Annotated in this window: 13 protein-coding genes; 8 read left to right on the forward strand and 5 right to left on the reverse strand. The window is 32.0% G+C overall.

Annotation, left to right across the window (positions count from 1 at the left end):
- Positions 1 to 47 precede the first annotated feature (47 nt).
- The 4 genes from IUY40_RS05315 (at position 48) to IUY40_RS05330 (ending at position 4,656) form a co-directional block, all read left to right on the forward strand.
- Entirely contained in the window at positions 48 to 1,625 is a 1,578-nt protein-coding gene (locus IUY40_RS05315; protein ID WP_195735824.1) for an outer membrane protein transport protein, read from the forward strand.
- Between the two features lie 242 nt (positions 1,626 to 1,867).
- The gene (rimO, locus tag IUY40_RS05320; RefSeq protein WP_195735825.1) at positions 1,868 to 3,181 is read left to right on the forward strand and encodes a 30S ribosomal protein S12 methylthiotransferase RimO; all 1,314 of its coding nucleotides are present in this window, start codon (positions 1,868 to 1,870) and stop codon (positions 3,179 to 3,181) included.
- 43 nt (positions 3,182 to 3,224) lie between these two features.
- Positions 3,225 to 3,722, forward strand: a complete 498-nt coding sequence (locus IUY40_RS05325) for a hypothetical protein (RefSeq protein WP_195735826.1) — start codon at positions 3,225 to 3,227, stop codon at positions 3,720 to 3,722.
- A 34-nt stretch (positions 3,723 to 3,756) separates the two neighbouring features.
- Positions 3,757 to 4,656, forward strand: a complete 900-nt coding sequence (locus tag IUY40_RS05330) for an N-acetylmuramoyl-L-alanine amidase (protein ID WP_195735827.1) — start codon at positions 3,757 to 3,759, stop codon at positions 4,654 to 4,656.
- 152 nt (positions 4,657 to 4,808) lie between these two features.
- Here the strand turns inward: IUY40_RS05330 and IUY40_RS05335 are convergent, their stop codons facing one another.
- The 4 genes from IUY40_RS05335 to IUY40_RS05350 all read right to left on the reverse strand — a co-directional run bounded on the left by IUY40_RS05335 (position 4,809) and on the right by IUY40_RS05350 (position 9,273).
- On the reverse strand, positions 4,809 to 5,894 hold the full coding sequence (locus IUY40_RS05335) for an outer membrane beta-barrel protein (RefSeq protein WP_195735828.1): 1,086 nt from the start codon (positions 5,892 to 5,894) through the stop codon (positions 4,809 to 4,811).
- 803 nt (positions 5,895 to 6,697) lie between these two features.
- Entirely contained in the window at positions 6,698 to 6,970 is a 273-nt protein-coding gene (yajC, locus tag IUY40_RS05340) for a preprotein translocase subunit YajC (protein ID WP_195735829.1), read from the reverse strand.
- A gap of 30 nt (positions 6,971 to 7,000) precedes the next feature.
- Entirely contained in the window at positions 7,001 to 7,912 is a 912-nt protein-coding gene (nusB, locus tag IUY40_RS05345) for a transcription antitermination factor NusB (RefSeq protein WP_195735830.1), read from the reverse strand.
- A gap of 254 nt (positions 7,913 to 8,166) precedes the next feature.
- Positions 8,167 to 9,273 (reverse strand): amino acid dehydrogenase, encoded by a 1,107-nt coding sequence (locus IUY40_RS05350; protein WP_195735831.1) that lies wholly within the window; start codon positions 9,271 to 9,273, stop codon positions 8,167 to 8,169.
- A 202-nt stretch (positions 9,274 to 9,475) separates the two neighbouring features.
- Between IUY40_RS05350 and IUY40_RS05355 the strand changes: the two genes are divergently transcribed.
- The 3 genes from IUY40_RS05355 to IUY40_RS05365 all read left to right on the forward strand — a co-directional run bounded on the left by IUY40_RS05355 (position 9,476) and on the right by IUY40_RS05365 (position 12,333).
- Complete coding sequence (locus IUY40_RS05355; RefSeq protein WP_195735832.1) at positions 9,476 to 11,254, forward strand: ABC transporter ATP-binding protein; 1,779 nt, start codon at positions 9,476 to 9,478, stop codon at positions 11,252 to 11,254.
- 68 nt (positions 11,255 to 11,322) lie between these two features.
- On the forward strand, positions 11,323 to 11,697 hold the full coding sequence (locus IUY40_RS05360; protein WP_195735833.1) for a PUR family DNA/RNA-binding protein: 375 nt from the start codon (positions 11,323 to 11,325) through the stop codon (positions 11,695 to 11,697).
- An 84-nt stretch (positions 11,698 to 11,781) separates the two neighbouring features.
- Positions 11,782 to 12,333, forward strand: coding sequence for an alpha/beta hydrolase (locus IUY40_RS05365; RefSeq protein WP_195735834.1), 552 nt, complete (start codon positions 11,782 to 11,784; stop codon positions 12,331 to 12,333).
- 78 nt (positions 12,334 to 12,411) lie between these two features.
- Here IUY40_RS05365 and IUY40_RS05370 read toward each other — a convergent pair whose 3' ends face one another.
- Positions 12,412 to 12,747, reverse strand: a complete 336-nt coding sequence (locus IUY40_RS05370) for a tRNA-binding protein (RefSeq protein ID WP_195735835.1) — start codon at positions 12,745 to 12,747, stop codon at positions 12,412 to 12,414.
- A 142-nt stretch (positions 12,748 to 12,889) separates the two neighbouring features.
- On the opposite strand from IUY40_RS05370, the gene IUY40_RS05375 reads away from it, so the two are divergent.
- Entirely contained in the window at positions 12,890 to 13,783 is an 894-nt protein-coding gene (locus IUY40_RS05375; protein WP_195735836.1) for an alpha/beta hydrolase, read from the forward strand.
- The last annotated feature ends 101 nt before the right edge of the window (positions 13,784 to 13,884 follow it).

Genomic DNA, 13,884 nt, shown 5'->3' on the forward strand with positions numbered 1-13,884 from the left:
CATTCCATCTTCTTTTAAATAAATTAAAACTTATCTGAACTATAATTATGAAAAAGTATATATTTCTAATCCTTACCGGACTATCTATTAGTGCAATACAAGCTCAAGACATCACTGATGCAATGCGCTATTCACAAGACAACCTGAATGGAACGGCTCGTTTCCGCGCTATGGGAGGTGCATTTGGAGCACTGGGTGGTGATTTATCTTCACTGAATATTAACCCAGCTGGTTCTGCAATATTCGCAAACAATCAATTTGGCGTAACATTAAGCAATTACAACACTAAGAATAATTCTAATTATTTTGGAACAAAATCCAAAGATAGCGACAACTCATTCATATTGAATCAAGCTGGTGGAGTTATGGTTTTTAAAGATCCTAACCCAAGCAGCAACTGGAAAAAATTATCTGTAGCTGTTAATTACGAAAACACCAACAATTATAATAATGATGTTTTCTCTATGGGAGTAAATCCAACAAACTCTATAGATCAATATTTTTTAAGCTATGCAAATACCGGCAATGGTGGCGCACCAGTACCCCAAGAATTTGTTAATGACCCAAATAGAACAATAAGCAGCTTATATCGCCACCTAGGCAATAGTTTACCAAGCTTTCAATATCCTGGTTTAAGCGGTCACTCAGCTCAACAAGCAATGTTAGGATACCAAGGATTTATAGTTGAACCAACAGATGAAACCAACCCAAACAGTTCATACTACTCACTTGTTCCTGCTGGAGGAAATTATTATCAGGAAAATGAGATTCACACTAATGGCTATAATGGAAAATTATCTTTTAATGCCGCTACATCTTATAAAGACAAATTATTTATAGGAATAAATTTGAATTCTCATTTTGCAGATTACACTAGAAACACTAGTTTTTACGAAGACAATGCTAACAACACAAGTGCAGTTGACCAAATAAACAGATTACGTTTTGACAATCAATTATACACTTACGGAAATGGTTTTTCTTTTCAAGTCGGTGCTATTGCAAAAATAACTAATCAGGTACGACTGGGACTTGCATACGAATCAAATACCTGGTACAAGCTTTATGATGAAACTACACAAAAATTAGTAACCGTGAGAAGCAACAACGTTGGAGAATTAGGTCCTACTATAGTTGATCCACAAATTATTAATGAATACAAATCATACAAACTGCAAACTCCTGGAAAATGGACTGCCAGTTTTGCATACATTTTTGGAAAAACTGGATTATTAAGCGTAGATTATGCTATAAAAGATTATGGCAACACGAAATTTAAACCAACTAATGATAGCCACTTTAGAGGTGTAAACAACATAATGAGTAATGAACTAACTAGCAGTAGCGAAGTACGAGTTGGTGCCGAATACAAGATCAAACTACTTAGCCTAAGAGCCGGTTATAGATATGAACAAAGCCCTTATAAAAACAGCACTACCGTTGGCGATTTAAATGGTTACTCAGGAGGTTTAGGATATAATTTTGGCGCAACCAAAGTAGATCTAGCTTACTCTTATGCCAAAAGAAACTCTCAACAAGCATTCTTTAATCAAGGATTTACAGATGGGGCTAATATTAATACAAAATTTAACAATGTTTCATTGACTATGTTATTTGAATTATAATTAAATACTAACACACCTATATAAATCCGTCTGGTTCTTTAGCAAGACGGATTTTTTTTAACCTTATGTTGTTAGCCATCAAAAGGAGCACATCCTTTTTATGACTGTAGCCAGATAGAAAAAGATACAATACGCATCCAGTAAATACCCTCAAGACAGACAACACCAACTTCAGAAAAAAGGAGGAATCATGGTGTTTCTAGGAATAAAAAATGTAATTTTGCACTCCAATTTATAAAAGTATGAGAACCAAGTCTTTAAAAAAGAATAAAATCAACGTAATCACTCTTGGGTGTTCGAAAAATGTATATGATAGTGAAGTACTTATGGGTCAACTTCGCGCTAACGGAAAAGAAGTAACACATGAAGCTCCTGCTGCCGAAGAAGGCAATATTATTGTTATAAATACCTGTGGTTTTATTGACAATGCTAAAGCAGAGTCAGTAAACATGATTTTAGAGTATGCCGACAAAAAAGAAAAAGGATTAGTAGATAAAGTTTTTGTGACAGGATGCCTGTCTGAACGATATAGACCTGATTTAGAAAAAGAAATCCCAAATGTAGATCAGTTTTTCGGAACTACTGAGTTACCTCAATTATTAAAAGCATTAGGAGCCGATTATAAACATGAATTATTAGGAGAGCGTTTAACAACTACTCCAAAAAATTACGCTTATTTAAAAATTGCAGAAGGTTGTGATAGACCTTGTAGTTTTTGTGCAATTCCGCTTATGCGTGGAAAACACGTTTCGCAAACCATTGAAAAATTAGTAAAAGAAGCTGAAGGCTTAGCTAAAAATGGTGTGAAAGAATTAATCTTGATTGCTCAGGACCTAACTTACTACGGTCTTGACATATACAAGAAAAGAAATTTAGCCGAATTACTTGAGGCTTTAGTAAAAGTAGAAGGTATTGAATGGATTCGTTTACATTACGCCTTCCCTACTGGTTTCCCAATGGACGTTCTTGAAGTTATGAAACGTGAACCTAAGATTTGTAATTATATTGATATTCCGTTACAACACATTTCGGATTCGATATTAAAATCAATGCGTCGTGGTACAACTCAGGAAAAAACAACTCAATTACTAAAAGATTTCCGCAAAGCTGTTCCTGGAATGGCAATCAGAACTACGCTGATTGTAGGTTACCCAGGAGAAACACAAGAGGACTTCAATATCCTTAAAGATTTTGTTCAAGAAATGAAGTTTGATAGAATGGGCTGCTTTGCTTATTCACACGAAGAGAATACACATGCCTATTTACTAGAAGACGATGTTCCTGACCAAGTAAAACAAGATCGTGCTAACGAAATCATGGAATTACAATCTCAAATTTCATGGGATTTAAACCAAGAAAAAATAGGACAAACCTTTAAATGCATTATCGACAGGAAAGAAGGCGCCCATTTTGTGGGAAGAACTGAATTTGACAGCCCTGATGTAGATAACGAAGTATTAATTGACGCATCTAAACATTACGTAAAAACTGGAGAATTTGTTAATATTAAAATAATAGAAGCTACAGAATTTGATTTATACGGTGAACCTGTTTAAATTTACAATACATTTTTTGATTTTTTATTCTAAAATATAAGATATGAAAACAATTCAAGCAGCAATAGTATTTGCATTTATGTTATTTTTTGCCAACCCAGTTTGTGCACAATACGGAAATGGATATGGAAATGGCTACGGTAATGGATATGGTGGTGGTGGCTACGGAGGAGGCAGAATGAGCCAAGGTATGGGTGGTATTGGTCCATCTGCCAATACATCTAAACCAAAGGAAGTTCCTGTTGAAGAAACTGTTTCCAAAATAATGGAGAACATGAAGCCTGAACTTAATCTTGATGCACTTCAAGAAATTGCAATATCAAATGTTTTTATAGAAAGTATTAAAGAACAAGGAATACTTTTGAAAAATGAAAGTAGTAGCCAAGATGAAAAAGTAAAACAAATTCAAGCACTTTCAGAAGTTACAAACAAAAGAGTATCTGATTTTTTAAACAAAGATCAAAAAGAAAAATACACTCTTTATATGGAGCAGCTAAAAAATCAAAGTGGCTCTAAAAAATCGAAGAAAAAGAAAAAGTAAATATTTTCACGAAACATAAAACATTTTTTAAAATATGAAAAAGTATTTTTACTGTTTGGCCATAGTGATTACAATTGCTTCTTGCTCAACGAACCCATATAAATCGAGCGAAAAAGTATACGACCAGCAACTTAAATCTCTTGAAGATAAAATAACCAGTAAAGAAGCACAGCCTATACCACCACCTAGTACTACTATAAGTATAGACACCTCTTACGCTAATCAGTTACATATTTACAAGGATTCACTTTCGAAAACTGGATCTACAGCTTTAGAAAACGGCATTAATACACAATGGATAGGTACCGTAAACTTTAATTTACGTAAGCCTAACTTCATCATTATACATCACACCGCACAAGACTCTTTACAGCAAACTGTAAATACATTTACTAAAACAAAAACACAAGTAAGTGCTCATTACATTATATCTAGAGATGGTAAAGTTGTTCAAATGCTAAATGATTATCTACGTGCTTGGCATGCTGGTAATTCTACTTGGGGAAAAAACACTGATCTTAATTCATCTTCATTAGGTATCGAACTTGATAACAACGGAATAGAACCTTTCTCTGAAACACAAATGAACAGTTTAATCGCGCTTTTAACGAGATTAAAGAAAGAATACAATGTACCATCACAAAACATCCTAGGTCATGCCGATATTGCTCCGGGAAGAAAGCAAGACCCAAGCAAATTATTCCCATGGAAAACACTTGCAGGACTAGGATTTGGAATTTGGCAAGATGAGATACTTGAGGAAGCGCCATTTGATTTTAAAATTGAGCCTGCTTTGCGAATTATTGGATACAATACTAAAAATCTCACAGCTGCAATTACAGCTTTTAAACTACACTATATTCAAACTGAAGTTGATGGAGTCTTAGATAGAAAAACAATAAACACTATTTATTCTATTTATAAAAAACAATAAAGAGTCACCAAATAAACTTCATATCATATAAACACACGCTTTAGACAATTCTAAAGCGTGTGTTTGTTTTTGCTACAGAAATGATTTAAAAAAAACTGCCAAAACATTTTAATGCTTTGACAGTTCAAAAAAAAAATATCAATCTTAATATCTTAAAAAGAATAGGTAGCAGCAACTAATCCAAAGACCATCTTGCCGGTTGGAACAGAATTACGGTCAAGAAAAATATCTTCAGAAGCACTATCTAATCTTATCTCTGGAATTATCGTCATATTTCCAACTTTGTAATTAAGAGATACAGTATTTGCAAAAACACTTGAACCTGCAACTGCACCTAAGCTAGCTGCAGCGTCTTTTGCATCAAAATATTCTATTCTATAAGCTAATCCAAGATTATCTTTAAATTTATAATAAGCATATCCAACTAATGAAAACCATTCTCCATCAAGATTACTATCATAATCATTTGTTGTTTTAGCATAAGTAGCATTAATTCCTAAAGAAAATAAATCATTAACTGCCTTAGTTCCCGCAAAATCAAATTGTATTTTATTATCACCTGTCGGTACAACCTTAGTTTCAGGGGTAGGATTTGTACTTCCTGATGTAAAATTTAAATAAGCACTTCCTGTATCAGCAATATAAGCCAACTGCCCTACATATGTTTTTTGACTAGACCCCGCTTCCATTGCAGATTTAAAATCAGTAGGATTAGTAATCCCCAACATAGCACTAAATTTTCCAGTTGTATATTGTGCCTTTACTCCTGTATTAAAGAAAGGTCCAAATGAAAACGCATACGACATACTATAATTTTTATTATCAACGGCATCTAATAATTCATATCCAATATGTGTTCCAAAACTACCTACTGTTACAGAGAAATTATCTGATAAATCATATTTAAGAAATAACTGCTTAATTAAAAAAGAAGCCTCATTATTATTATACTCATTATAAGAGAACTCTGTTGCCCTTTTCCCAAATCCTAAATCTACAAAAGCAGAGGCTTTTCCAAATTTATGCGAAGCTTCAATAGATCCCATCCCTAATTCGAACGAGTCTTGTGAATTTGTAAAACTAGTTAAACCGTTTTGTTGTTTAGAAAAATCATATTTATAATAAACGTCTGCTGAACCTCCAAATACTGTCGCTGGGGCTGTCGTTTCTTTATTTTCTTGGGCAAAAGCAAAAGAACTCGTTAACATCAAAGCTAAAATATGTATTACTTTTTTCATGTGTAAATGGTTTTAGTTAGTAATTAGTTTGGTTATTTTTTTATGAATGCCATTTATATTCTATATAATATCAAAGAACTGCAGTAATAATTTATACCAATATATAGCCTTGGTAAAACATTTTTATGAGGCGAATTTATTAACTTTTATATTAGATAATCTTATAAAATTTATTTTTTTGGCTTATTTCAGAAAGAATTATGGATTACAAAAATTACAATAGCTAAATATCATTATATTATATTTCAAAGGCATGTTTTTAAAAAATTTAACAACTGGGCAAATACATAAATTTAAAAAAAATAAAAAATAAAACACAGACTAATTAAAAAAAAGGGGCTAACATGAAAATAATCACCAAAAAATATCACACACCCCCATTAAAAAATACATATATATAAAACATAAACTAAAACAAGAAAAACAACTATAAAACAAAAATAAAATTAAAAAGAAACTAAAGTGTTTATAAATTCGTACAAAAAACATTTCAAAAAAACAATGATCCCTTTTAATAACTGGTTAAAACAAATAAAACGCAACTAGCTTTAAAAGAAAAAAACTATCTGTTTTTAGTTTAACACTTCCAAACTAAAAAAGCGCACCACAACTAATAACGCACTGAAGCTTCTAAAAAACTACGTATTCTAAAATGAAGATTATACTTTACCAGAGCAGGTTAAAAAAGGAATATACCCTATAGAAAGGAACCACCAGAAAGAAATACCATCAAATATTACAGACGCAAAAAAAAGCCCCAATCCGAATTCGGATTGGGGCTTAATAAATTTATTTAAAACTTACTATTTCTTTGCCAAAGCTGCACTCATTTCCATAGAAATTGCAGAACGCTCCATCTTTAACTTTCCAGACATAGTTTCGATAACTACAGTTGTTTCCGCAAGTTCTGATACTTTTCCGTGAAGACCACTTTTTGTTATAATTCTATCACCTATTTTTAGGCTACTTTCAAATTCTTTTTCATTTTTCGCACGTTTTTGTTGCGGTCTAATCATAAAGAAATAGATCACTACAAACATTAATAGAAAAGGTGCAAATTGAGTTAATTGTTCCATAATTTAAATTCAGTTTTTATTTAATAATTATTACATTAAACCTCGACCAGCTTTAATCAATTTTTTGCTAGCCTCTAGTTCTTTAACAAGATTGTCTAAAATCCCGTTGATAAAAATACTACTTTTTGGCGTAGAATACTCTTTTGCGATTTCTAAATATTCGTTAAGAGTTACTTTTACAGGAATTGAAGGGAATTTTAAAAACTCACAAATTGCCATTTTTAAAATAATAGTATCTATCTCAGCTATACGATCACTATCCCAATTTGGCGTTTTATCCACATATTCTTTAGCAAATTCCAATTCATTTAAAACAGTTCTTCTAAACAAGTCTTTTACAAAATCTCTATCCTCATTGTCTTTATACAATTTTGGAACTCTAAAATTATCATCTTCTCCAGCCGTAATAGCTTTTAATTGTTTGATAATATGTGTGTTTACTACAGGAATATCATCTACCCAAGTAAGTTTATCATCTTCTAGATACTCATATAGTTTTTCATTAGGAACTATCACTTCAGTAAATAAATCAACAATAAACTGTTTGTCTTCTTCAAACGTATTTACCGCATTACTCATGTATTTCGAATACTGCTTACTTGCTTTAATATCATTAAGAAGTAATAAAATATAATCGTCATTTAATGTCCAATTATTGATTTTACGATTTTCTAATGCTATACTTAGCGAATTATTTTCAGCCAAAATCTGGAAAATAGCATTCTTAACAAATTTTTCATTTGGATTACGCTCTTGAGGAGTTGCAAGATGTTTTTTGCTTGATAAGTGTAAATAGATTGTCTCTTTTTTACAAATTTCGATTAACGAAGAAACCATCACAAGATATAAATCCTGAATATTATCAATACTATAAAAAAGAAATTTTTCTTCTTTTTCAAGATTATCAGAACCGTTTTGATGCATCGCATAAATGGACTGCATTACTTTAACGCGTATGTGTCTTCTATTTACCACCTTGTAAGAACATTTAAAAATTAGTTTGCAAAAATAAGAATTTCATGCCTGATAATAAAATTTATATTTAGTTTATTTGAGAATAATTTCTAGCCTCTATTACCATTTTCGGGTGTAAAAAAAGAGCCTGATTTTACAATGCAAAAAAAAGTCTCAGCTTTCAGGCTCAGTTAAAATTAAGGACTGAGGTTGAAAGCTGAGACTAAGACTAAACTGCTTTTCTATCTTTTACTATTCTCGATTTTTCTCAAATCAATACGATTTTGAGCAATCGTTAACGCAGCATGATGTGTTGTCATTCCGTTTTTAATAGCATAATCAAAAATTTCAAGCGTTGTATTGTAAATATTTTCTGTTTTACGCATGATCTCTGCTTTGTCATAATGTTCTAATTCTGCATAAACATTAATAATTCCACCTGCATTAATCAAGAAGTCTGGAGCATAAAGAATCCCTCTTTCCTTTAGTATAGCACCATGAATATTTTCGTTTGCTAATTGATTATTTGCTGCACCAGCAATGACCTTAGCTTTTATTTTATTTACAGTTGCATCATTTAATACTGCTCCCATTGCACATGGCGCATAAACATCTACATCTGCACTGTATAAATCATCTCCTGCAAAAATTGTAGCGCCGTATTTTGCAGCCACTTCGTATAATTTTTCTTCGTTAATATCTGTAATAGTAACTATCGCTCCTTCTTTAGTTAAATATTCAACCAAAGCCTCACCTACGTGACCAATTCCTTGTACTAATACTTTTTTACCATCCAAGTTATCTGAACCAAACTGTTGTTTAACAGCTGCTTTCATTCCTAAAAACACACCGTAAGCTGTAACTGGTGACGGATTACCTGAACCACCTCTTTCTTCAGAAATTCCGGTAACATAAGGAGTAACATCTCTTACGATATCCATATCTCTAGTTTCCATCCCAACATCTTCAGCAGTAATGTATCTTCCACTTAAAGAATGTACAAATTCTCCAAACTTGCGCATCAATTCAGGTGTTTTTTGAGTTTTAGCATCACCAATAATAACGGCTTTACCTCCACCAATATTCAATCCTGTAATAGCAGATTTATATGTCATACCTCTAGAAAGACGTAAAACATCGTTTAATGCTTCCCATTCGTTTGCATAATTAAACATCCTTGTCCCTCCTAAAGCAGGTCCCATAACTGAATTATGAATACCAATAATTGCTTTTAAACCTGTATCTTTGTCATTACAAAATACAATTTGTTCGTGATCGTCAAACGATAGTTGACCAAAAACGGGATCCATTTTTTGAAGTTCCTTTCCTGTTGCAAAAGCTGCATTCATAGCAAATAATTTTTGTTAGTTAAAATTACGAATTTGTCAAAAAGACATTTCAAATTTATGCAAAAAATATACATATAGCATTTTTTTAATTAAAAAATAACAATCCAGTAATTAAATATTTTCAATAAACATATTAAGCAATATCCAAAATTGACAATATTTATCAAAATAAGCTTATCTCAACACAGAATATTACAAAAAAATGAAAGAATTACGTTATTTAAACAAATATTTTATTAAATACAAATACAGTTTTTCCTTAGGGATTTTTATAACAATAATCGCACAAATATTTTCGCTATTTACTCCAAAACTGATAAGTAAATCATTAAGTGCTATTGAAAAGTTCGATAAGCTACCAAAAGCTGAAAAAGCATCAGAGGTAGTATTATCTTTTTACAGAGAAGAACTCGTACACAATGTTTTACTAATTATTGCTACAACTATTGTTGCAGGCTTCCTTACTTTTTTAATGAGACAAACTTTAATTGTAATGTCTCGTCATATTGAATTTGACTTGAAAAATGAAGTTTTTCAACAATACGAAAAGCTTTCTCAAAACTTTTACAAACAAAATCGCACTGGAGATCTAATGAACCGTATTAGTGAAGATGTTTCTAAGGTGCGTATGTATGTAGGTCCAGCGGTAATGTATACCATTAACACTTTTATTCGATTTGCTATCGTAATTATATATATGTATAATGTTTCACCACTTTTAACTTTATATACCATATTACCATTACCTATATTATCATATTGCATTTTTAAATTAAGTACCGAGATAAATAAACGAAGTACTGTTTTTCAACAATATCTATCAAAAGTCTCGAGTTTTACACAAGAGATATTTTCAGGAATCCGAGTCATTAAGGCATATTCGTTAGAAAATCAACATCAAAATAATATGATTGATCTAGCTAATGAAAGCAAAAGCAAAAGCTTAAACCTAGCCAAAGTTCAATCCTTATTTGGCCCACTCATGATTGCCCTAATCGGGATTAGTAATCTTGTAGTAATTTATTTTGGAGGTGTAATGTATATTAATGGCAGCATCAAAAGCTTAGGAACGATAGCTGAATTTATTCTTTATGTAAACATGCTTACCTGGCCAGTTGCTTCTTTGGGCTGGGTCTCATCGATGGTACAAGAAGCCGAAGCATCACAAAAAAGGCTAAATGAGTTCTTAAAAATCGAACCTGAAATTAAAAACAACAATCCAAACCATTCTACTATCGACGGAACCATTTCTTTTAAAAATGTGACCTATACTTACGAAGACACCAAGATAACTGCTCTTAACGACATAACATTTACTGTGAAAAAAGGTGAAACCTTGGCTATTTTAGGTAAAACTGGTTCTGGAAAATCAACTATATTATCTTTAATTTCTCGTTTGTATGATGTCTCGAAAGGGCAAATTACTATAGATAGCAATGAAATAAATCAATTAAACCTCAACGATTTACGCAACAATATAGGTATTGTACCTCAAGATGCTTTCTTATTCTCAGACAGCATTAAAAACAACATTAAGTTTGGCAACCAAAATGCAACTGACGAAGAGGTTATTGAAGCTGCAAAAAATGCTGTCGTACACGACAACATCATTGGCTTTAATAAACAGTATGACACCATATTAGGAGAAAGAGGAATCACTCTTTCGGGCGGACAAAAACAGCGTGTTTCTATCGCCAGAGCAATCATAAAAAACCCTGCTATTTTACTTTTTGATGACTGCTTATCTGCTGTAGATACCGAAACTGAAGAAACTATTTTAAATAACTTATTTGAAATTTGCAAAGATAAAACCACTATAATCGTGAGCCATCGTGTATCATCTGCAAAAAATGCAGATAGAATTATTATACTTGAAGAAGGAAAAATTATCCAACAAGGTTCTCATAATCAATTGATAAATCAAGAAGGGTATTATTCAGCATTATACATAAAACAACTTTCCGAAAAAGAATCACTTTAATTGTTGTATAATAGATATTTTTTTAAGATTTTTGATTGCTATTAAATAAAAAATCGACAGAACGGATTATGAGAGAAAATGACATGTTAGAAAAAGAAGAGATTTTTTCTAAAGTACTACGAGCAGGAAGAAGAACCTATTTCTTTGATGTAAGAGCTACAAAAGCAGACGATTATTACATCACGATTACCGAAAGCAAAAAATTCACAGAAGAAGATGGCTCTTTCCATTTTAAGAAACATAAGATTTACTTGTATAAAGAAGATTTTAGTTCTTTTGCTGAAATTTTAGGAGAAATGACTTCTTATGTTTTAAACCACAAAGGAGAGGAAGTAATCTCTGAAAGACATCAGAAAGATTTCAAGAAAGAATACAGCTCTGATAAAGAAGAGCATGTATCTCACAGGTCGAGTTTTACAGATATTGATTTTGACGATATCTAATCAATTTACTATTAAGAAGTAGAAAGTCCAAAATCTAGTCGATTTTTGGGCTTTTTTTATCTCTTAAATTTCAAAATATCAACAATGAAAGTAAATTTATTAATATTACCTGGTTTAGGAAATTCTGGTGACAAACACTGGCAAACTTATTGGCATGAGAAATTTAAAAATTCAATTCGTTTAGTTCAAGACAATTGGGACGAACCTATTCGTGAGGAATGGATTAAAAGACTAAACGAAGAAATCTCTAAACTAGACAAACCAACTATTTTGGTTGCCCATAGCCTAGCTGTCTCTCTGGTACTACACTGGACAATCTCTAATAGCAACAAAAATATCATCGGAGCATTATTAGTCGCCCCGGCTGATGTAGACTCACCTCAACACACTCCTGAATGCATAAGAAATTTTTCGCCAATGCCAATTGTTAAATTGCCATTTCCTTCAATAGTTATAGCTAGTCAAAATGATCCCTATGCATCCTTTGAAAGAAAAGAATATTTTGCAAAAATGTGGGGAAGTGACTTTGTAAATGTTGGACAAAAAGGACATATCAACTCCGATTCAGACTTAAAATACTGGGAGGAAGGCCAATTAATACTGAAACAATTGATTATGAAGATTGGCATGATTTAATAATTCCCCCCGATAACTTTCTATATCAGTCAAAGTATTCAGCAGTTACGTAAGCTATAAACTACTGCCAATAAATAATTACCCAATTCGCAATCCGTTTTCAATTTTAAAATCTGGTGCTAATAAAATAACATCTCCTTCTTCACCTACTGCTCCAATTACAAGACATTCGCTCATAAATCTTCCTATTTGCTTTTTAGGAAAATTAACGACTCCAACAATCTGTCTATTTTTTAATTCTTCTTTAGTATATCGTTTGGTAATTTGCGCTGATGATTTACGAATTCCGATTACTGCTCCAAAATCTATTATGAGCTGATAAGCTGGCTTACGAGCCTCGAGAAAATCATCTACTTCTACAATTGTTCCCACTCTCATTTCTACCCTTTCAAATTCTGACCAAGTTAAATCCATTTATCTGTTTTACTAAATTATTATTTTACGACCTATTAATATTGTAAGCATTATGACTAATTATATAACGTATATTTTTTTATAGGTTTTACTTTTACTTATACAGAAGTAATTTAACACCCTTTAATTAAAAAAATAAAAAATGGAAAATCTTCAAATTAATACCAGCCAATCTCTAAGAGATTCTAATTTTAACTTAATGCAACCGTCTACAGACAAATATATAGAAACTGCACCAAATGTAAAACTGTATGTAAAAGATTACGGTCAAGGAAAACCTGTCATTCTTATTCATGGCTGGCCACTTTCTAATGAAATGTGGGAATACCAAATAGACTTCCTTGTTCAGAATAATTATAGAGTAATTACTTATGACCGTCGTGGATTTGGTAAATCTTCTCAACCCTGGGACGGATATGACTATGATAGCTTAACTGATGACTTAAAAGAAATTATCGAACAACTAGAATTAGAAGATGTGACGCTGGTAGGCTTTTCTATGGGTGGTGGTGAAGTAGTGCGTTATTTTAGCCGTCATGGCGGAAAAAGAGTTATTAAAGCAGCTTTAATTTCTTCGATTATCCCTTTTTTATTAAAAACTGACGATAATCCCGAAGGCCATCCAAAAGAAAAAAGTGAGACTACAGCAACCGCTATTAAAGAGGACAGAATAGAATTTTTGGATAATTTTGGAAAAACGTTTTTTGGAGTTACAATCATTAACCGCCCATTAAGTACTGTTTTATTAGAATATTACAGAACGTTATGCTCTTTTGCTTCTCCAAGAGCTACATTAAAATGTGCTGAATCGTTTTCAACAACCGATTTTAGAGACGAACTTGATAGCATAAATGTACCAACTTTAATTATTCATGGTGATGCAGATAAGATAGTTCCCATCGAACTTACATCAAAAAAAGCAGCTGAAATAATACGCAACAATACTTATATCATTTATGAGGGCGAACCACATGGCTTATTTTACACGGAAAGAGACAGACTAAATTCAGATTTACTGAATTTTTTAAACTCATAAATCACTTATAAATATCCAAAGAGCGATATCATTTTAAATAAAAGCTTCTTTGGGTATTTTTTTACACTTATACTCTCTTATGCAGATTTTTAAAGTTAAAT

This window comes from Flavobacterium sp. ALJ2 (assembly GCF_015594725.1).
In the GTDB taxonomy this organism is placed as follows: Bacteria; Bacteroidota; Bacteroidia; order Flavobacteriales; family Flavobacteriaceae; genus Flavobacterium.

Bases quoted from the DNA above. Each gene is read 5' to 3' on its own strand.
- IUY40_RS05315 (WP_195735824.1), top strand. From the start codon at position 48: ATGAAAAAGTATATATTTCTAATCCTTACCGGACTATCTATTAGTGCA.
- rimO (WP_195735825.1), top strand. From the start codon at position 1,868: ATGAGAACCAAGTCTTTAAAAAAGAATAAAATCAACGTAATCACTCTT.
- IUY40_RS05325 (WP_195735826.1), top strand. From the start codon at position 3,225: ATGAAAACAATTCAAGCAGCAATAGTATTTGCATTTATGTTATTTTTT.
- IUY40_RS05330 (WP_195735827.1), top strand. From the start codon at position 3,757: ATGAAAAAGTATTTTTACTGTTTGGCCATAGTGATTACAATTGCTTCT.
- IUY40_RS05335 (WP_195735828.1), bottom strand. From the start codon at position 5,894: ATGAAAAAAGTAATACATATTTTAGCTTTGATGTTAACGAGTTCTTTT.
- yajC (WP_195735829.1), bottom strand. From the start codon at position 6,970: ATGGAACAATTAACTCAATTTGCACCTTTTCTATTAATGTTTGTAGTG.
- nusB (WP_195735830.1), bottom strand. From the start codon at position 7,912: ATGCAGTCCATTTATGCGATGCATCAAAACGGTTCTGATAATCTTGAA.
- IUY40_RS05350 (WP_195735831.1), bottom strand. From the start codon at position 9,273: ATGAATGCAGCTTTTGCAACAGGAAAGGAACTTCAAAAAATGGATCCC.
- IUY40_RS05355 (WP_195735832.1), top strand. From the start codon at position 9,476: ATGAAAGAATTACGTTATTTAAACAAATATTTTATTAAATACAAATAC.
- IUY40_RS05360 (WP_195735833.1), top strand. From the start codon at position 11,323: ATGAGAGAAAATGACATGTTAGAAAAAGAAGAGATTTTTTCTAAAGTA.
- IUY40_RS05365 (WP_195735834.1), top strand. From the start codon at position 11,782: ATGAAAGTAAATTTATTAATATTACCTGGTTTAGGAAATTCTGGTGAC.
- IUY40_RS05370 (WP_195735835.1), bottom strand. From the start codon at position 12,747: ATGGATTTAACTTGGTCAGAATTTGAAAGGGTAGAAATGAGAGTGGGA.
- IUY40_RS05375 (WP_195735836.1), top strand. From the start codon at position 12,890: ATGGAAAATCTTCAAATTAATACCAGCCAATCTCTAAGAGATTCTAAT.